The 18,558-nt window shown below is 56.5% G+C and carries 13 protein-coding genes and 1 pseudogene; 11 read left to right on the top strand and 3 right to left on the bottom strand.

Annotated elements, in window-relative coordinates; translation table 11 throughout:
* Nucleotides 1-501: 501 nt before the first annotated feature.
* The 4 genes from EQV93_RS21130 to EQV93_RS21115 are packed head-to-tail and all read left to right on the top strand — an operon-like array spanning nt 502 to nt 4,197.
* The gene (locus EQV93_RS21130; RefSeq protein ID WP_122784261.1) at nt 502-1,398 is read left to right on the top strand and encodes a TauD/TfdA dioxygenase family protein; all 897 of its coding nucleotides are present in this window, start codon (nt 502-504) and stop codon (nt 1,396-1,398) included.
* A 34-nt stretch (nt 1,399-1,432) separates the two neighbouring features.
* A complete protein-coding gene (locus tag EQV93_RS21125; protein WP_122784260.1) occupies nt 1,433-2,446 on the top strand; it encodes an ABC transporter substrate-binding protein in 1,014 nt (337 codons plus the stop codon).
* A 5-nt stretch (nt 2,447-2,451) separates the two neighbouring features.
* Nucleotides 2,452-3,312, top strand: a complete 861-nt coding sequence (locus tag EQV93_RS21120) for an ABC transporter ATP-binding protein (protein WP_240892395.1) — start codon at nt 2,452-2,454, stop codon at nt 3,310-3,312.
* Nucleotides 3,313-3,330: 18 nt separating this feature from the next.
* On the top strand, nt 3,331-4,197 hold the full coding sequence (locus EQV93_RS21115; protein WP_122784258.1) for an ABC transporter permease: 867 nt from the start codon (nt 3,331-3,333) through the stop codon (nt 4,195-4,197).
* Between the two features lie 13 nt (nt 4,198-4,210).
* Here EQV93_RS21115 and EQV93_RS21110 read toward each other — a convergent pair whose 3' ends face one another.
* Together EQV93_RS21110 and mrdA are read right to left on the bottom strand one after the other, a co-directional pair.
* On the bottom strand, nt 4,211-5,443 hold the full coding sequence (locus EQV93_RS21110; RefSeq protein ID WP_240892394.1) for an MFS transporter: 1,233 nt from the start codon (nt 5,441-5,443) through the stop codon (nt 4,211-4,213).
* Between the two features lie 285 nt (nt 5,444-5,728).
* Entirely contained in the window at nt 5,729-7,624 is a 1,896-nt protein-coding gene (mrdA, locus tag EQV93_RS21105) for a penicillin-binding protein 2 (RefSeq protein WP_240892393.1), read from the bottom strand.
* A 190-nt stretch (nt 7,625-7,814) separates the two neighbouring features.
* Between mrdA and EQV93_RS21100 the strand changes: the two genes are divergently transcribed.
* From EQV93_RS21100 to EQV93_RS21090, 3 genes and pseudogenes are all read left to right on the top strand, one after another.
* The gene (locus EQV93_RS21100; RefSeq protein WP_240892392.1) at nt 7,815-8,738 is read left to right on the top strand and encodes a 1-aminocyclopropane-1-carboxylate deaminase/D-cysteine desulfhydrase; all 924 of its coding nucleotides are present in this window, start codon (nt 7,815-7,817) and stop codon (nt 8,736-8,738) included.
* Nucleotides 8,722-8,973, top strand: a pseudogene (locus EQV93_RS21095) (type II toxin-antitoxin system RelE/ParE family toxin); the annotation flags it as partial. The gene EQV93_RS21100 and the pseudogene EQV93_RS21095, both read left to right, overlap by 17 nt.
* Nucleotides 8,974-9,386: 413 nt before the next feature.
* Nucleotides 9,387-11,339 (top strand): PEP/pyruvate-binding domain-containing protein, encoded by a 1,953-nt coding sequence (locus EQV93_RS21090; RefSeq protein ID WP_240892391.1) that lies wholly within the window; start codon nt 9,387-9,389, stop codon nt 11,337-11,339.
* Nucleotides 11,340-11,603: 264 nt separating this feature from the next.
* Here EQV93_RS21090 and EQV93_RS21085 read toward each other — a convergent pair whose 3' ends face one another.
* On the bottom strand, nt 11,604-12,644 hold the full coding sequence (locus EQV93_RS21085; protein ID WP_240892390.1) for a LacI family DNA-binding transcriptional regulator: 1,041 nt from the start codon (nt 12,642-12,644) through the stop codon (nt 11,604-11,606).
* Between the two features lie 204 nt (nt 12,645-12,848).
* Between EQV93_RS21085 and EQV93_RS21080 the strand changes: the two genes are divergently transcribed.
* The 4 genes from EQV93_RS21080 to EQV93_RS21065 are packed head-to-tail and all read left to right on the top strand — an operon-like array spanning nt 12,849 to nt 18,455.
* Nucleotides 12,849-15,071 (top strand): TonB-dependent receptor, encoded by a 2,223-nt coding sequence (locus tag EQV93_RS21080; protein ID WP_240892389.1) that lies wholly within the window; start codon nt 12,849-12,851, stop codon nt 15,069-15,071.
* Nucleotides 15,072-15,073: 2 nt separating this feature from the next.
* Nucleotides 15,074-16,435, top strand: coding sequence for an LLM class flavin-dependent oxidoreductase (locus EQV93_RS21075; protein ID WP_240892388.1), 1,362 nt, complete (start codon nt 15,074-15,076; stop codon nt 16,433-16,435).
* Nucleotides 16,432-17,469: an L-glyceraldehyde 3-phosphate reductase gene (gene mgrA, locus EQV93_RS21070; RefSeq protein ID WP_122784249.1), complete on the top strand. Its 1,038-nt coding sequence runs from the start codon at nt 16,432-16,434 to the stop codon at nt 17,467-17,469. Before EQV93_RS21075 ends, mgrA begins: the two co-directional genes overlap by 4 nt.
* 47 nt (nt 17,470-17,516) lie before the next feature.
* Nucleotides 17,517-18,455 carry a sulfonate ABC transporter substrate-binding protein gene (locus tag EQV93_RS21065; protein ID WP_122784248.1) on the top strand — a complete coding sequence of 313 codons (939 nt, stop codon included), beginning with the start codon at nt 17,517-17,519 and terminating at the stop codon, nt 18,453-18,455.
* The last annotated feature ends 103 nt before the right edge of the window (nt 18,456-18,558 follow it).

Here is an 18,558-nt window from a genome sequence, read left to right as displayed (position 1 = left end):
TCACTCCGGCACTGTTATGGGGGCACGCCGCGACGGGCCATCCTTGGCCCGATCGCGGCTGGCTCGGCGTCCTGCCTCGCCACCCCCATAACAGCACCTGCGTTCAGCCTCCTGTGATGGGCCCCAGCGTCGTTCCCACTGTTTCGGTGGCAGCAGTGAGATTGTTTTGAAGCTAAAAGCTAAAAGCTAAAAGCTAAAAGCTAAAAGCTTCCGCCCGGGCCTTCACCTATTCGCTTTGGTCACTGGGCTAGATGCTCTGCAACGCCTGCTGCTGTAACAGATTCACGAGGCTCTTTAGAACTGTCCGCCAATCAAAACCCACAGCCCGTCATATCCTTATGCCCTAACGGTATTTAAATTAATTTTCTTATACCTATAAAGTCACTCACCTGCGTACAGGTCGACCAATCGACGCGCCGCACGAAATGAACGAACACGGGACCTCCGTGAGTTTCTTATCGAATAGCGCGCTGTTGGGCGTGCACTGCGTGGGAGTGTTTTATGTCTGCACCGTCTGGCTCTACGATTGCTCTGAGCATCGCCCCTCAAGCGTTTCAAATCCGCCCCTTCAACGGTGCCGTTGGTGCCGAAATCATTGGGCTTGACCTGGCACTGCCGGTCAACGATGAGGACTTCGCACGCATTCACCGCGCCCACCTTGAGCACCATGTGGTGGTGTTCCGTGATCAGCGCATCACACCAGAGCAACAGATCGCTTTCAGCCGCCGTTTCGGTGTGTTGCAAATCCATGTGCTCAAACAGTTCTTGCTAGCGGACCATCCGCAAATTCTCATCGTCTCGAATGTGATCGAGAACGGCCAATCCATCGGCCTCGGAGATGCCGGTAAGTTCTGGCACTCGGACTTGTCTTATAAAGAGCTGCCAAGCCTTGGCTCCATGCTGCATGCCCAAGAGCTGCCAGCCGAAGGCGGCGATACGTTATTTGCCGACATGCATCACGCCTGGGACACCCTGCCTCAAGCCCTGCGCCATGCGGTCGAAGGCCGTTCGGCGGCGCATTCCTATACCGCCCGTTACAGCGAAACCAAGTTCGAAGGCAACTGGCGCCCAACCCTGACCCCGGAACAACTGGCGCAGGTCAATGAAGTGGTGCACCCGGTCGTACGTACCCACCCGGAAAACGGCCGCAAAGCATTGTTTGTCAGTGAAGGCTTCACCACCCGCATCATCGGCCTGCCCGACGACGAAAGCCGTGAGTTGCTGGCTCAGCTCTACGCCCACAGCGTGCGCCCGGAAAATATCTATCGGCATCAATGGCAACCCCATGATCTGGTGTTTTGGGATAACCGTTCGTTGATCCATCTCGCGGCCGGTTGCCCCCGCCATCTGCGCCGCACGCTCTACCGCACCACCATTCAAGGCGACGCGCCTTACTGATCCGCCACGCTTTGACACTTTCAAGGAACTTCTCATGCCCCTGTCATTAAAAACGCTGGCCGCCAGTCTTGGCCTCAGTTTGCTAGCCGCAAGTTTTGTTGCGCCGAGCGTAGCCCATGCCGAAGGCGAGATTCGTATCGCAGAACAGTTCGGCATTGTTTACCTGTTGCTCAATGTGGTGCGCGATCAACAACTGATCGAGAAGCACGGCAAGGAGGAGGGCATCGACATCAAGGTGGACTGGACGCAATTGTCTGGCGGCGCGGCGATCAACGATGCCTTGCTCTCCGGCTCGATTGATATTGCCGGTGCCGGGGTTGGTCCGCTGCTGACGATCTGGGACCGCACCCACGGTCGGCAGAACATCAAGGCAGTGGCGTCGCTGGGCAATTTTCCGTATTACCTGGTGAGCAATAACCCGCAGGTCAAAACCATTGCCGACATCACCGACAAGGACCGTATCGCCGTGCCGGCAGTCGGCGTTTCGGTGCAGTCACGCTTTCTCCAGTACGCAGCCGCCAAGCAATGGGGCGACAAGGATTTCAATCGACTGGACAAGTACACCCTCGCACTGCCGCACCCTGATGCCACTGCGGCACTGATCGCCGGCGGCACTGAGTTGAGCGGGCATTTTTCCAACCCGCCGTTTCAGGATCAGGCGCTGAAGAACCCCAACGTGCATGTGGTGCTCGACAGCTACGACTTGCTCGGCCCCAATTCACCGACGGTGCTGTTTGCCACTGAGAAATTTCGCAACGACAACCCCAAAACCTATAAAGCGTTCACGCAAGCGCTGGCCGAAGCCGCCGAGTTTGCCCAAAACGATAAAGGCGCCGCCGCCGATACGTATATCCGCGTGACCAAAGCCAATATCGACCGCGCCGAGCTGCTGAAAATCATCGACAACCCTCAGTACGAATTCACCGTGACGCCGAAAAATACCTACCCGCTGGCCGAATTCATGTACCGCATCGGCGCGATCAAAAACAAACCCGAATCCTGGAAGGATTATTTCTTTCAAGACGCAAAACCGTTGCAGGGGAGCTGATCACCATGAACGCGTCTGTGCAAGGCCACACGGCCAGCCACTTGAACGCAACAGGGCCTGCCTTGTTGTCGGTTGATAACGTCAGCCTCGAATACCGCACGCCGCAGCGTGTGGTGCGGGCCACCCATCAGGTCAGTTTCGAGATTGACCCGGCGGACCGTTTTATTCTGTTGGGCCCCTCCGGGTGCGGCAAGTCCACCTTGCTCAAGGCTGTGGCCGGGTTTCACCCTCCCTGCGAAGGGCAGATCAGGTTGCAGGGCCAAACGGTGACAGCACCGGGGCCAGACCGGATGGTGGTGTTTCAGGAGTTCGATCAATTGCCGCCCTGGAAGACCGTCAAGCAGAACGTCATGTTCCCGCTATTAGCGTCCAAAACACTGCCACGGCGTGAGGCCCAAGAGCGGGCGCTGCACTATCTGGACAAAGTGGGGCTGGCGGCCTTTGCCGACGCGTATCCGCACACACTGTCGGGCGGCATGAAAGCACGCGTGGCTATCGCCCGGGCGCTGGCCATGCAGCCGAAAATCCTGTTGATGGACGAGCCTTTCGCCGCGCTTGACGCCCTGACCCGGCGCAAGATGCAGGAAGAGTTGCTGCTGTTGTGGGAGGAGGTGCGCTTCACGTTGCTGTTCGTCACCCACTCCATCGAAGAAGCATTGGTCGTGGGCAACCGCATCCTGCTGTTGTCACCGCATCCGGGCCGGGTACGGGCCGAGATCAACAGTCATCAATACAACCTGCACAGCCTGGGCGGTCTGGAATTTCAGCACACGGCGCGCCGTATTCATCGGCTGCTGTTTGATGAGACGGATACCGGTAACCCGGAACAAGCCCTGAATTTTGCCGATATTCGTATCGCTTATTGAGCCCTGGAGGATTGCCCGATGAGCCATTCATCATCTGTACGCCCGGAATACGAAGTTCACCTTGAACCCTTGGTGTCAGTGCCGCTGGAACGCGAACTGCCCTTGGGGCAAAGGTTATGGCAACAGGGCTGGTTGCGTAAAAGCCTGATATTGATAGTGCTGGGGATACTTTGGGAAGTGGTTGCACGGGTGCAGAACAACGACCTGCTGCTGCCCAGCTTTGTGCAAACCGCCAGCGCGCTGTATGACGGCCTGATCAGCGGCGAGTTGCTGAGCAAAGTCGGTATTTCGTTGGTGGTGCTGATCAAGGGTTACCTGATCGGCATTGTGCTGGCGTTTGCCTTGACCACGTTGGCGGTGTCGACCCAATTGGGGCGCGACCTGTTGAGCACCTTGACCTCGATGTTCAACCCGCTGCCGGCCATTGCCCTGTTGCCACTGGCGCTGTTGTGGTTTGGTCTTGGGCAAAACAGCCTGATCTTTGTGTTAGTGCATTCGGTGTTATGGGCGCTGGCCCTCAACACCTATGCAGGTTTCCTCGGGGTCTCGGAAACCCTGCGCATGGCCGGTCGCAATTATGGTCTGAAGGGTATCCGTTTTGTGTTGTTTATTCTGATTCCCGCCGCGCTGCCGTCAATTCTCGCGGGGTTGAAAATCGGCTGGGCCTTCGCCTGGCGCACCCTGATCGCAGCTGAATTGGTGTTTGGCGCCACCAGCGGCAAGGGTGGGTTGGGTTGGTACATTTTTCAGAACCGTAACGAGCTGTACACCGACAAGGTATTTGCCGGGTTGGCGGTGGTGATTCTGATTGGCTTGCTGGTGGAGAACCTGGTGTTCGACACACTGGAGCGGGTCACGGTCAAGCGCTGGGGGATGCAGCGCTAGCTCGTTCATGGCGTTAAACGGGGTCGAAACGACGGGCCTGTGATCGTGGCAAGCGCCGCCACACCAGTCGACCCAAGGCGATTGCCCAGTTAAGCAGGGCAATCAGCAAAATGACCGACAGCAGCGCCCCCATGCCTTGACTGACGATGATGAGCCCTGCCAGCCACGGAAATCCGAAAACGCCAACAAAGTACGCCAGGCTGAACAGCACCAGCGATTGCGCGGTGTAACCGGCTGGGGCTTCGTTGGCGGCCAGACCATTGATCACCGAATACGTCAGACCGTAACCCACACCCAGCACAATGGCGGCGAATAAATAAGTGGCGGCAGTGTCAACGGTAAACATAAACATCAGCACTGACGTCACGATCAATGAGGTCAGAATACCGGCCATTCGATATGGGTCGCGCTTGACGATAAACCCGGCGACCAGCAAACGGCAGGTAATCACCGCTGCCATAAAGCCTAGAAAGAAAATCGAATAATCCAGTTGTTTAAGGTGTGCGTACGAGGTTTGAAAGCTCGACAACCCGCCGAAAATCGCGCCCCCCAAGCCGACCATGACGATTGCAAAAGCGGCTTTGGAACGCATGACCAGCGCACCCGCCTGGGGGCTAATCCGGCACACAGTGACCGCTCCCGATACGAGGTGCAGCTGCTTGATTTTCGGCCCTAGCAGTACAAAGGCAACGCCGCCGATCACGCTGGCCATGCCCGCCATCACAAAGGCTGCTTGCAGCGGGTAGCCAAATGCTTCGCTGGCCCGCCCCAACAGAGGGCCTGTGCCGATACCGGACATCATGCACCCTGACAGCAGGGCGAAATACTTCACCCGGCGGGCGGGTTCAATCATCATCGCGACAATAATGGGGCCTAACGTATAGAACACGCCCCAACCCAAACCCAGAAGCAAGCCGAAGCCCAATGCGCTGAGACCGAACGTCGGGAAGCAGGCGAAGCCGGCACACGCGGCAGCCAGCAGAACTGCCCCGAATGCAATCGTTTTGGGTGCCCCGAACAGATCGGTCAGGTGTCCCGAAAAAATCACGGCAATAAAGGTGCTGAACATGGCGGCCGACATAATGCTGCCAGCGTCTGCTTCGCTGGCGCCGTGGGCACTGAGGGACATGGCCAGTAAAAACGTGGTGCCATAGGAAACAGACAGCAGGTAACTGCCCACGCAGAACAGGGCGAAGATGCCCTTGGTGTTGCGCTCCTGGTAACCGGGGTTCGCGAGGGAGGGCATACGGGGCATCCTTGAGGTTCAATGGCTGTTTGATGAACCTGATATCAGAAAACCTGCACCTGGCAGGATTCAAACATTTGAATCCTGAGGTGAGTCAGTTCTAAACAAACGCTCAAACCGTTGGGAGACGGACCCTCATGACACAACCGGCTGCACGTGTGGGGCGACCGCTACGCGCTCGATCGCAGCCTTCGTTCCTCGTCAGCGGCTACAGGGGACCGCCCGCGAGCTTTTGATCTGCCGGAAGGGGCGGCAGATCACGATCAAAAACACGAGGGCTGTCGTTTACACCGCCGGGTGGGTATGGGGCTTGATCTGCGGGCTGGCGTATTGCGGTTTGAGCGTGCCCTGATTATCGAGCAACCAGGCATCCATCACTTTACGCACCACAGGGCCCGCCACCCGGCCACCCGCTTCGCCGTTTTCGATCATCACCGAAATCACAATCTGCGGGTCTTCGGCAGGTGCAAAGCCGACAAACAAGGCGTTGTCGCGATTGCGTTCGGCGGTCTTGAGCCGGTTGTAACGTTCGCCTTGTTTGATGGCCACCACCTGCGCCGTACCACTTTTGCCCGCGATGCGGTATTGCGCACCCGAGGCAGACGCCCTGGCAATGCCGCGCGGGTCATGCATAACCAATTGCATGGCATGGTTGACCTGTTCCCACTCTTTGGGGTCGTGCAGAACAATATTGGCGATCGGGTGTTCGTCCACCGGGGGCGTGCCATCAATGGTTCGGGCCAGGTGCGGGCGATTCCACACGCCTTTGTTGGCGATCAATGCGGTGGCCTGTGCCAGCTGCAACGGCGTGACCTGCATGTAGCCCTGGCCAATGCCCAGGATCACCGTTTCACCGGGGAACCAGGCCTGACGGCGAGTGCTGCGCTTCCAGTCACGCGAGGGCATCAAGCCTGATGACTCTTCGAACATGTCCAGCGAGACTTTTTGCCCGATGCCAAACATCGACATGTAATCGTGCATGCGGTCAATGCCCAGTTTTGAGGCCAGGTCATAAAAGTAGGTGTCATTGGAGCGCATGATGGCGGCGTTCAGATCGACCCAGCCGTCGCCGCTGTGGTTCCAGTTGCGGTATTTGTGGTCAACGTTGGGTAGCTGGAAGTAGCCGGGGTCGAACACCCGCGTCGAGGCGGAAATAACACCACTGTCGAGACCGGCAATTGCCACTTCGGGCTTGATGGTCGAGCCGGGTGCATAGAGGCCGCGCAAAGCCCGGTTAAACAGCGGTTTATCGATGGAGTCGCGCAGTCCCGAATAATCCTTGGAGCTGATGCCGGTCACAAACAGGTTGGGGTCAAAGCTGGGCTTACTGACCATCGCCAACACTTCACCGGTTTTGGGGTCCAGCGCGATGATGGAACCACGACGATCACCCAAGGCTTCTTCGGCGGCTTCTTGCAGTTTGATGTCGAGGCTGAGCACGATATTTTTACCGGCCACGGCGTCCGTGTGGCGAAGCACGCGCATCACTCGCCCCTGAGCATTGGTCTCGACCTCTTCAAAACCAACCTGACCGTGCAATTGCGGCTCGTAGAAACGCTCGATGCCGGTTTTACCAATCGACTGGGTGCCCCGGTATTGCGTCGGGTCTAGCTGTTTGGCTTCTTTTTCATTGATTCGCCCGACGTAACCCACTGAGTGGGCGAAATGATCACCTTGCGGGTAATGACGGACAAATTGGGCGTCAACATCAATGCCCGGCAGGCGGTATTGATTGACGGCCAGCAGGGCAATTTGCTCTTCGCTCAGTTCGTACAGCAAGGTCGAAGGGTCAAATGGATGGCGCGCCTGCTTCATGGCTTTGGCGAACACGGCACGGTCTTCTTCGGGCAAGTGCAGAATACTGATCACCGTATCCAGCACCTTGGCGGTATCGCCCGCCCGCTCGCGGGTAATGGTCATGTTGAAGCTGGGCTGATTATCGGCCAGCAACACGCCATTGCGGTCGTAGATAAAACCGCGCTCCGGAGGGATGGGCAGCACGTGCACCCGATTGTTCTCGGACACCGTCGAGTTGTAGGCGAACTCGGTCACTTGCAGAAAGTACATGCGCCCGACCAGTGCACAACTGATGGCCAGCACCAGCGCGGCGCAGGCGACCAGTCTTTTGTTGACCAGCCGCTTCTCGGAGTCGTGATCTTTTAGAGGGATCGGCTCGGGCATATCAGGGGTGTCTCACGTCAGAAAACAGAAAGCAGCAGCCCGCAGATCGTTAGCGGGCTACGAAAGTCGGCGCACACCTTACCAAGAAGCCCGAGTGTGAGTCAGATTATTGGTCGCATTTGAGATGAAAGCCGACAGGCTGCCGAGGTGTAAACTCGCCTCTTTTTTTAATCAAATGGATGGGATCTGCATGTTGCCCCTGATCGATTGGCAGCCACGCGCCGCGCTGCAACGCTTGCACTTTGACTGGTTGCAACGGGCCGGTGTCGAGATGGCGGTGCTGCGTCTGGATCAGATCGACTCACTGATCAGTGGCAACAAGTGGTTCAAGCTCACCGAACACCTGTTGGCCGCCCACAGTGGCGGTGCGCAGGGGCTGATCAGTCTCGGCGGGGCGCACTCCAACCACTTGCATGCCCTGGCCGCTGCGGGTAAGCGTTTTGGCTTTCCCACCGTTGGCCTGTTACGGGGGCATGCGCAACACACCCCAACCACCCGCGACCTTGAAGACTTCGGCATGCAGTTGCACTGGCTGGGGTTTGCCGGGTATCGGGCGCGCCATGAAGCCGGTTTCTGGCAGCCTTGGCTCGCGCGCTATCCAGCGTTTCATCCCGTCCCGGAAGGGGGCGGCGGGCTGGCCGGTGCGCGGGGGTGCATGACGCTGGTCGGGCAGGTGCGTGAGCAGTTGGGTGACGTGGGTTGGGACGATTACGACGGCTGGTGGCTGGCGGCTGGAACCGGCACCACAATAGCGGGTTTGCTTTTGGCTGAAGCGCCACAGCGCAGGATTTACGGGGCGCTGGCCGTGCCCGAAGATCATGGGGTGGCACCGCAGATCGAGGCAATCTTGCAAGCGGCACATCGCTCGGAATGCAACCTTGAACTGATTGATGCCAGTCGCGGTGGTTTCGCCCGAGTGGATGACACCTTGACCGGGTTTATCCACGACAGCGAATCCGCCAGCGGGCTGCTGCTGGAGCCGCTGTATACCGGCAAAGCGCTATTGGCCCTCAAACAAGCGGTCGACGCCGGGCGCTTTACCACAGGTCAGCGTTTGGTGTTCGTTCACACAGGCGGCTTGCAGGGCCGTCGGGGATTTGAAAGCGGGGCGTGAGGATCTTCGCCGGCCTTACGATTTTCTCTCTACGGTGCGTCAACCGGCTGCTGCGCGCACGGTGCAGCACCTCACGGCGGCCCCAGTCAGCTTTCTGGCAAACCCGCGCATCGGTGAGCGACTGGAAGAGTTTGAGCCGCGGGACGTGCGCCTACTGTTTGTTGGCCATTACGAAATGCGCTATGAAATCGTCAACTCCACGCTCTATTTGTTGCGCGTGTGGCAGACCCGGGAAATCGCTAGGGTAGCGACACACAATGGTCATTCTCGCGCGCAATCATTGGCCCGCCAAAATCACATTAGTTGAGTTGTTAACTAATTTGTGTCGTTGCAAGTCACCGTGTTGACACACTCACCCATCCTTCCGGATTTGGATAAAACACCAAAAAAATAGCCGTTTATCTTATTAGCTTTAGCTATATAAGTTCGATGGCTTTATTTTAAAAGTGTAAAGAGTTCAAGGTGGCCGGTCTGCATAAGGACTTCAGTCTGATGTGTTGAGCGGCAAACGATTAATCTGTCCGCGTTGAGCACTTTTGCTGATGCCCTCATCGCACGTCAAAATTAAGCGCGGCGGTGATCGCTCAGCTATATTTTTTAAGAAGCCTGTTTTAGTCCGAGATGTGAAGCGGTCAATAAGGATTTATTATGCCACTTGATTTATATAAGGCGGCCCCTAAAGAGTCAGTGGGGAATAAGGCCTTTAATTTAATGAGGGTGGCTACAGCTGGGATTTCTGTGCCGCCAGGATTTGTCGTGAGCGTTGCTGAAAACCTTACGGATAAAGAGCTGATAAGCTTATATAAAAAATACATCACTCATGGCAAGGTTTCTGTCAGGTCGAGTTCTGACAAGGAAGATGGGCAGAAAAAATCTGCTGCAGGTACTTACAAAACGCTGCTCGATGTTACTTCTGTTGAAATAGGCGCCTCTCTTCGGGCCGTCCGGGATCACTCAAAGATGAGTAGAGCCATTCCAGTTATTGTGCAAAAGCAGATTGATGCACAGGTATCTGGCGTGGCTTTTTCAATCAATCCAATGAATGGAGATAATAATATTTATATTGAGTACACCGCAGGCCGGTGTGAGGATGTCGTGTCGGGAAGCCTCATCCCCAAAACAGCAGTCTTGAACAAAAAATCTTATGAAGGTGACGGAGACATTCCATTAATATTATTTGACTCTATCATTCAGCTTGAGATGATTTTTCGAGAACCCGTGGATATTGAGTGGTGTATAGACCATGACGAAAAGGTCTGGATCTTACAATGCCGACCTGTAACGGTGATTCCCTGTGATTCTTTTCAATATGCGTGGTCCGCCCATGAACCCCTTTGGGCAATGGAGCAGGCGTTTAAAACACGCTGTGAGGATGAGGCAAACAGACACAGTGGACTCTATCTCCATCGAGAGATTATCTACAGCAGAGATTCAAATGGCGTGTTTGATTGCTACATTGGATTGAAGGATCATCTTTCAGCACTGCAATACACCATGACAACCCTGGGCGAAAAATATAAGCCTGTTGACGACACTGCGGGTATTGAACATCCCGCATTTTTTGCAAAGAGCAACGTGGTTGATTATTTCAGAACGCTGTCATCACTGTACTGCCAATACATCAGGTATTACATGCGCTCTGAACCTATTGTGACGGATATCATTGAGAGAAAGGTATCGCTAAAATATTCTCGCCGTGAAATGACAGAGTTGTTATCTGTGGGTAATGATGATCTTATGTTTCGTGAGCAAGATGACTTTTTATCTTTAAAGGACAGTGGTGATTCCAGCTTGCTGCGTCACGTAAAAAAACATCCCTATCTGGCTATTAATTACATCACTATAAATGAAATGCTGGACGGGGTTAGGGCGCAGTACACAATACAGAGCACTGCGCCTGCAGGTGTGCTGAAAGACGAGAATACGCTTCAATCCCGACGGGATGAAGATAGCGATATCAAGCTTTTAAAAAAGCTCTCAGTAGAAAGGATGAAGGTGAAAAAAGGATGGGCTGGCATTTATTTCCACATGCTTTTGCTCATGGAGTGGATTTCAAAAAATTACAATGTGTCTCAGTATGATCTGTATAAATATTATCTGGTGGATGATGTGGTTGATCTTGTAAATAGCGATATCAAGTTGTCCCTTAAGGAGAAAAGTAAAAGAGATCGTGGGGTGTTGATGAAAAGAAAAAAAGATAAAAACATGACGCCTGAAATTCGCTTTGGAAAAGCGTTCTATAAACAGGATGATTCGCGCTCACCGTTATCGAATGCCGTGCTTTACGGTAGGCCGTCTCTCAATAAAAAAGTCCACGGTGTTGTGAGTGTCATCAATTATAAAGTGAGGATAGATTCTCGTGATTACAGGGATAAAATAGTGGTCACGGAAATGACGCAACCCAATATGGTGTCTTTGTTTAGACAGTGCAAAGGGATCATTACAAATGAAGGGGGGGTGTTGTCACACGCCTGCATCCTATCAAGAGAATATGGTATTCCTTGTATTGTTGGCACATCAAATGCGACGCGAATTCTAAAGGATGGGGATGCCGTTATCATGTGGCCGGATGGTCATATCACGTATGACTGTGCTGGATAGCATCGTTGTTAACCCACTGCGCCTATCAAGTGGGTGAGGGCTTTAAGCGCTGATGGGTTGTTACCTGATACTTCATTGTCAGAGTGACGATGCCCCCTGATTATCGTAATCGCACGTCCTAAATTTCCTTTCAAACCTGATTAATCACGACGGGTCACTGCGCCTATAAATGTCCCGCTCGCCCAACTTCATTGAGACAGAGTAACCCGCCAACAAAGATAGCCAGTCAGGCGGGGTGTAATAAGACACCAGGGGTTTACGCGCTCACGTACTTTCACGCTCGATCACCCTGCACGCCAGCTTATTCAGCCGTTGCACCTCGTCCGCCTGTGGCAAAACCCCCAGACTTTCCAGCACTCGTGTGGCCGCCAGCACACCGATCTCCAGTGCAGGCGGTTTGATGGTGCTTAAACTCGGCAGCAGCATTTCGGCAAACGGATAATCGCCAAAGCCAAGCACCGCACAGTTTTCGGGAATCTTCAGCCCTGCGCGTTGCCCGGCAAGCAATCCGCCCGCCGCCAGGTTGTCGTTGGCAAAGATAATTGCATCCGGTGGAGCAGGGGCCAGCATGAGCGCTTGCATGGCCTGTTTGCCGGCCTCAAAGGGCGCCATACCCTCTTGGGGGGTATACACCCTCGGCTCCAGTCCCAATTCGCGAACGCCGCTGAGGTAGCCATCGCGGCGCTCCAGTGCGCTGAAATCACCCGCGCTGCTATTCAGTACAAAGGCAATGCGTCGGTAGCCTTTTTTATGCAGGTAGCGCGCGGCTGTAACGCCCACGTCAACGTGGGAAAAACCAATCTGAATTGGTCCGCGTTCGGGTTGGTAGTCCCAGGTTTCAATCACCGGAATCTCCGCTGTGGCGATCATTTTTTCGGTGCCCGGGCTGTGAAAATGGCTGGTCAACACCAACGCTGCGGGCGACCAGCCCAGGAATGCGCGCACCGCACTCTCTTCCTGCTCAACGCTGAAGTAACTGGATGCCAGCAGCAGTTGATAGCCGTGGCGACTCAGCGTGTCGCTGAAACCCTGAATAGTGTTGGCGAAAATTGGCCCCGATATGTTGGGAATGACCATGCCAACGATTTTGCCGCGCGCCGAGGCCAGCCCTCCAGCAACCAGATTGGGCACGTAGCCCAATTGCGCGACCACCGCAGCAATGCGCTCGCGTCGCTCCGGGGAGACCTGGTCTGGCTGATTGAAATAACGCGAAACGGTGATGGCCGAGACCCCGGCCTGTTGCGCGACAGTGCTTAGAGTCACGCGCCCGGCGCCACGGCGTTTACGGGGTGAATGGTCGATCAACGCGCACTCCTTGTAATAACTAAAGGGTATATCAGAGCAATATTTAAGTATTTGACGATCTATACGACGGTTATTGATACTGGCGATGTTAGCGCTAACAACGCGCTTTGTCTGCTACTCGCTCGAGCGAATGTCCAAGACACATCTCCGCCATTGTCGTCGTAGAACGGCAGCGGTTCAGGGCACTTTTTGAGCGGGTAGACCATGCGTATTTTTCCTGGGGCAACACACACACTGGCGCACACGTTGTGCGCTGCGGGGTGGTTCTTTACCGGCTTGGGCGTGGCGCCCGGCCTGACGTTCGCCGCCGACAGCAATGAACAGGCGGTGACCCTTCAATCCGTCACGGTCAGTGCGACCCGCCGCGAAGAACCGCTGCAAAAAATCCCCGTGGCCGTGACCGTCGTCAATGGCGAGCAACTGGAACGAGACGGGCGCAACAGCGTCTCGAGCATCGTCCAGCAAGTTCCCTCGCTGAATTTTCGTACCGGTGCCTCGAACAAGGACACCTCGTTGTTTGTGCGGGGCGTGGGCACGATCTCTACCTCGCCCGGGGTTGAGCCGACGGTGGCGACGGTGATCGACGGGGTGGTCTACGCGCGTCCGGGGCAGACGACCCTCGACCTGTTGGACCTCGATCGCATTGAAGTCTTGCGTGGCCCGCAAGGTACGTTGTTCGGCAAGAACGCCTCGGCCGGGGTGATGAACATCGTCAGCCGTGCACCCACCACTGAAACCCACGGTTACATCGATCAATCGAACTTCACCGGCAACGAAAGCCGTACGCGCTTCGGTCTGGGCGGAAGTTTGATTCCTGACACCCTCACGGGCTCGTTCACCGCCATGTTCGGAACCTATGACGGCAATGTCGATAATCAGTACAACGGGCAGGAGGTGAATGGCTACAACCATAAAGGCGCGCGCGGCAAGTTGGTGTTTACCCCTGACGATGACCTCACGCTCACAGTCATTGCCGACTACATGCAGTCCCATGACGACGCCCCCAATGGCGTGGTCGTCCAGTCACTGACGCCGGGCTTTGGCAATGCGCTGGCTCCGGTATGGGCGTCCAGCGACAACCGCAAGATCAATACAGACACCCGTTCGCGTGTGGCAGACATCAATAAAGGCCTGTCTGCCCAACTGGACTGGAATCTGGGTGATTACACCCTGACGTCGATCACCGCGTGGCGGGGTTGGGACAACACTCAATATCAGGATGGCGATCGCCTGAGTACCATCACCGCCGACTTTCCAGGCTCTGCCGACAAAGGCGACCTGACGTTCAATCAGTATTCGCAAGAGCTGCGGCTGGCTTCACCCAAGGGGGATTTTCTGGAGTACGTGGGTGGGCTGTTCTACATGCACGGCAAGGATGACGAAACCTATCAGCGCACCTTGACCACGCCTGCGAGCGTCAACCGCGGCGTCGCCGATTACAGCACCACCAGTGACAGCTACGCGGTCTTCGGCGAAAGCACGCTGAACTTCACCCCGACCTTGCGTGGCATTGCCGGCCTGCGCTGGACCCATGACGATTTGAAATACGATCACCGCCGAGTGTCCACGTCGGCGACCGCCGTGACGGGCATCCAGCCGGACACCAGCAGCTCCGGGTCAGTGGATGAAGACGGCTGGTCAGGTCGGCTTGGCCTGCAATACGACGTGACCGACACCGTCACCACCTATCTGACCTATTCGCGAGGCTATAAAGGCCCGGCCTACAACGTGTTCTTCAACATGCAGCCGCGTGATACCGGCGCACTCAAACCTGAAACGTCGAACAACTGGGAACTGGGGATTAAAACCACGGCCTGGAACCATCGCCTGACCGCTAACGTCGCGGTATTTCACAGCGAATACGACAATTATCAAGCGAACTTCTTCGACACGGTTGCAGGCCAAGTCGTTACCCGGCTGATCAACGCGGGGAGTGTCAGCACCGAAGGCGTGGAACTCGACTACGCGTTGCAGGCGACTCGGCAATTGAAGCTCTCTGGCGCACTGGCATACACCCATGCACGTATTGACGAATTTGGCTGCCCAGCAGGCGCGGCCGCATCGTGCAACGTCAATGGCAAGCCGCTGCCCTACAGCCCGGACTGGAAAAGTTATGTGCGCGCCGACTACAGCATCCCGCTGGATAACGGTCTGGATGTAGAACTGGGTACCGATTACAGCTGGCAGAGCGAAGTGCAGTACGACATCAGCCAGAACCCGGACACCAAGCAGGGCACGTATGGCATCTGGAATGCCAGCATCGCGTTGGCGGATTACACCAACGGCTGGCGTGTGGCGCTGCTGGGCAAAAACCTCGCGGACAAGTCCTATTCACCCTTGCTGGCCACAGGCGGCAGCTACATCTACCGCGCGGTTCCAAGGGACGACGAACGCTATTTTGGTGTGCAACTGCGCAAGGATTTCTGAACATGACTCGACAGCTCAAACTGGGCGCCTTTCTCATGGCCGGCGGTCACCACGTCGCCGCATGGCGTCACCCTGAGGCGCCGGCAGACGCCGGGCTGGACTTCAGCCATTACAAACGCTTGGCACAGATTGCAGAGGCGGCGAAGTTTGACGCTTTGTTCGTCGCCGACAGCATCGCCGCGCCGAGGGATGACATCGCAAGTCGCATGGCCCGTTCGGCTTACTTTGAGCCACTGACATTACTGTCAGCCTTGAGTGCGGTGACGGAGCGCATTGGGTTGATCGCCACGGCCACCACCAGCTACAACGAGCCGTACCATGTGGCGCGAAAATTCGCGTCGCTGGATCACTTGTCCGGCGGCCGGGCAGGGTGGAACCTGGTGACTTCGGATAACGCCGCTGAGGCGCAAAACTTTGGCCGCGAGCAACATATCAGTCACGCTGAACGCTACAGCCGCGCCCGCGAGTTTCATCAGGTCGTCACGGGACTGTGGGACAGCTGGGAAGATGATGCGTTTGTCCGCGACAAGATCAGCGGCGCTTACTACGACCCCGCCAAACTGCATGTGCTCAACCACCAGGGTGAGCACTTTCGGGTCAAGGGCCCGCTGAATGTGGCGCGTTCCCCGCAAGGGCAGCCGGTGATTGTGCAAGCCGGCTCATCCGGGGTCGGTCGCGATTTGGCCGCACAAACGGCAGAGGTGGTGTTCACCGCACAAACCTCATTGGCCAATGCTCAGGCGTTTTACGCTGATCTCAAAGGCCGTTTGAGCCAATACGGCCGCCGCCAGGACTCCCTGAAAATCATGCCCGGTATTTTTGTCGTGGTGGGGGCCACTGAAGCGCAGGCGCAGGAAAAATTTCAGACCTTTCAGCGGCTGGTCGAGCCTGAAGTGGGCGTGGCTTTGCTGGGGCGCATGCTGGGCAATTTCGATTTGTCGCAGTTCCCGCTGGACGGGCCGCTCCCCGACTTGCCGCTGACAGAAAGCGGTCAGCAAAGCCGTCAGAAGTTGCTGACCGAATTGGCAGGCGAAGAAAACCTTAGCCTCGCCGAACTGGGCAGAAAGATTGCCGGAGGGCGCGGGCATTACACCCTTGTGGGTACAGCGGTACAGATTGCCGACCAGATGCAGGCGTGGTTCGAGCAAGGGGCCGCCGATGGATTCAACGTGCTGGTGCCGCATCTTCCGGCAGGCCTGGAGGATTTCGCCAATGAAGTCATACCGGAGTTGCAACGCCGGGGCCTGTTCAGAACCGAATACGAAGGCCGTACGTTGCGCGAGAACCTTGGCCTGACCCGGCCTGCCAACAGCTTCACGCCACAACCACATTCCTCTACAGACCAGCAGGACATCGCTCAATGACCTATATCGCTGCCGAAAACCGCTACGACGCCATTCCTTATCGCCGCGTGGGCCGCAGCGGGTTGGTGTTGCCGGCACTCTCCCTTGGCCTGTGGCACAACTTTGGCGACAGCACGCCGATCGACACCCAGCGTGCGCTGTTGCGAACAGCCTTCGACCAAGGCATCAACCACTTTGACCTGGCCAACAACTACGGCCCGCCCTATGGCAGTGCCGAGATCAACTTCGGCCGTTTGCTGCGTGAAGATTTCAAGCAGTACCGTGATGAGTTGATCATCTCCAGCAAAGCCGGATGGGACATGTGGCCCGGCCCATACGGTCAGGGCGGTGGTTCGCGTAAATACGTGCTGGCCAGCCTCGATCAGAGCCTGCAACGCTTGGGCGTGGACTATGTCGACATTTTTTATTCTCACCGCTTCGACCCGGACACCCCGCTGGAGGAGACGGCCAGCGCGCTGGCCACGGCCGTGCAGCAGGGCAAGGCGCTGTACATCGGCATCTCATCCTACTCAGGGGTAAAAACCCGAGAAATGGCGGCGTTGCTCAATGACTGGAAAATCCCGCTGCTTATCCACCAACCGGCCTACAACCTGCTCAATCGCTGGGTGGAAAAGGACTTGCTGGACACCACTGAAGCACTGGGCAGCGGTGTGATTGCCTTTACCCCCCTGGCGCAAGGCTTGCTGACCGACAAGTACCTCAACGGTGTGCCGACGCAGGCGCGGGTCAACCGTGCGGGTGGCGACTCCTTGCTGCCCTCGCATCTGAGCGAAGCCAACCTCGCCCGGGTACGCGGTCTCAACGAGATTGCCAGGGCGCGCGGTCAGAGTCTGGCCCAGATGGCATTGGCCTGGACACTTCGCGACCCGCGGGTGACGTCAGCGTTGATCGGTGCCAGTCGACCGGAGCAGATCATAGAGAACGTCGGTGCCTTGAAGAACCTGCACTTTAGCGTGCAGGAGCTGACCGAAATCGATCGGTTTGCCCAAGAGGGCGGGATCAACCTGTGGGAAAAGCCCTCGAAGGCTGAGTAAACAAGGCTATCTCAGGTGTTCTTCCAGACTTCAGCAGCGAGACAATCATGAAACTTCGCACCCTTTTATTTAGCGGGTTGGCACTGTTCAGCCTGACAAACGCCGCGCTGGCCGCAGACCCGGCAACCCTGAGAATCGGCTACCAGAAAGGCTCGATTGCCTTGTTGCTCGCCAAAGAGCATGGCCTGCTGGACAAACGCTTTCCTCACACGGCCGTGCAGTGGATTGAGTTTCCCGCCGGGCCGCAGATGCTCGAAGCGCTTAACGTCAATGCGCTGGACATAGGATCCACCGGAGACATCCCGCCGCTGTTCGCCCAGGCAGCGGGGGCCGATCTGGTCTACATCGGCGCCGAACCGGCAAAACCACAAGCGGAAACGCTACTGGTTCGCGGCGACAGCCCGCTTAACACCGTTGCCGACCTTAAAGGCAAGAAAGTGGCCTTTCAGCGCGGGTCCAGCTCACACAACCTGATCCTGAGGGCGTTGAACAAGGCCGGGCTGAGCTATCAGGACATCCAGCCCGTGAACCTGCCGCCTGCGGATGCTCGCGCTGCCTTCGAGCAGGGCAGCGTCGATGCCTGGGCCACATGGGAGCCTTATTCCTCGTTGGCCTTAAGTCAGGGCAATGCCCGTGTGCTGGCCAACGGTGAAGGGCTGGGCCTGTCAGGCCCCGTGTACACGGCACGGCGAGCTTATGCCAATGCCAACGGCGCCTTTGTTCACGCATTGCTGGATGAGTTGACTGACGCTGAAGCGCTGACCCGCAGCCAGCGGCAAGAAAGCCTCAAGGTGATCCAAAAATACATGGGGCTGCCCGATGCAGTGATTGCCAGCTACCTCGACAATCGGCCGCCATCTCCGGTGCTACCGATTGATCAAAGCATCATCAATGCGCAGCAAGTAACGGCGGATCTGTTTTATCAAAACAAGCTGCTGCCCAAAAAAATAGCGGTGCGTGATGCGGTATGGCAGGCCGCAGACTGAGCCGCACTCGGGGAGAAATGGGCCAGCCTCCCGAATACAGGGTGTCGAAATGACAGGCCCGCACGGGGCACACGTGCGGGTTTGGCGATTTTAAATGAACTGC

The sequence above is a fragment of the Pseudomonas sp. TMW22091 genome, from assembly GCF_022496705.1.
Lineage (GTDB): Bacteria > Pseudomonadota > Gammaproteobacteria > Pseudomonadales > Pseudomonadaceae > Aquipseudomonas > Aquipseudomonas saxonica.
The sequence above is the reverse complement of the archived record's forward strand: the minus strand, read 5'-3'. Positions and strand labels throughout refer to the sequence as shown.

Bases quoted from the DNA above. Each gene is read 5' to 3' on its own strand.
- EQV93_RS21130 (WP_122784261.1), top strand. From the start codon at position 502: ATGTCTGCACCGTCTGGCTCTACGATTGCTCTGAGCATCGCCCCTCAA.
- EQV93_RS21125 (WP_122784260.1), top strand. From the start codon at position 1,433: ATGCCCCTGTCATTAAAAACGCTGGCCGCCAGTCTTGGCCTCAGTTTG.
- EQV93_RS21120 (WP_240892395.1), top strand. From the start codon at position 2,452: ATGAACGCGTCTGTGCAAGGCCACACGGCCAGCCACTTGAACGCAACA.
- EQV93_RS21115 (WP_122784258.1), top strand. From the start codon at position 3,331: ATGAGCCATTCATCATCTGTACGCCCGGAATACGAAGTTCACCTTGAA.
- EQV93_RS21110 (WP_240892394.1), bottom strand. From the start codon at position 5,443: ATGCCCTCCCTCGCGAACCCCGGTTACCAGGAGCGCAACACCAAGGGC.
- mrdA (WP_240892393.1), bottom strand. From the start codon at position 7,624: ATGCCCGAGCCGATCCCTCTAAAAGATCACGACTCCGAGAAGCGGCTG.
- EQV93_RS21100 (WP_240892392.1), top strand. From the start codon at position 7,815: ATGTTGCCCCTGATCGATTGGCAGCCACGCGCCGCGCTGCAACGCTTG.
- EQV93_RS21090 (WP_240892391.1), top strand. From the start codon at position 9,387: ATGCCACTTGATTTATATAAGGCGGCCCCTAAAGAGTCAGTGGGGAAT.
- EQV93_RS21080 (WP_240892389.1), top strand. From the start codon at position 12,849: ATGCGTATTTTTCCTGGGGCAACACACACACTGGCGCACACGTTGTGC.
- EQV93_RS21075 (WP_240892388.1), top strand. From the start codon at position 15,074: ATGACTCGACAGCTCAAACTGGGCGCCTTTCTCATGGCCGGCGGTCAC.
- mgrA (WP_122784249.1), top strand. From the start codon at position 16,432: ATGACCTATATCGCTGCCGAAAACCGCTACGACGCCATTCCTTATCGC.
- EQV93_RS21065 (WP_122784248.1), top strand. From the start codon at position 17,517: ATGAAACTTCGCACCCTTTTATTTAGCGGGTTGGCACTGTTCAGCCTG.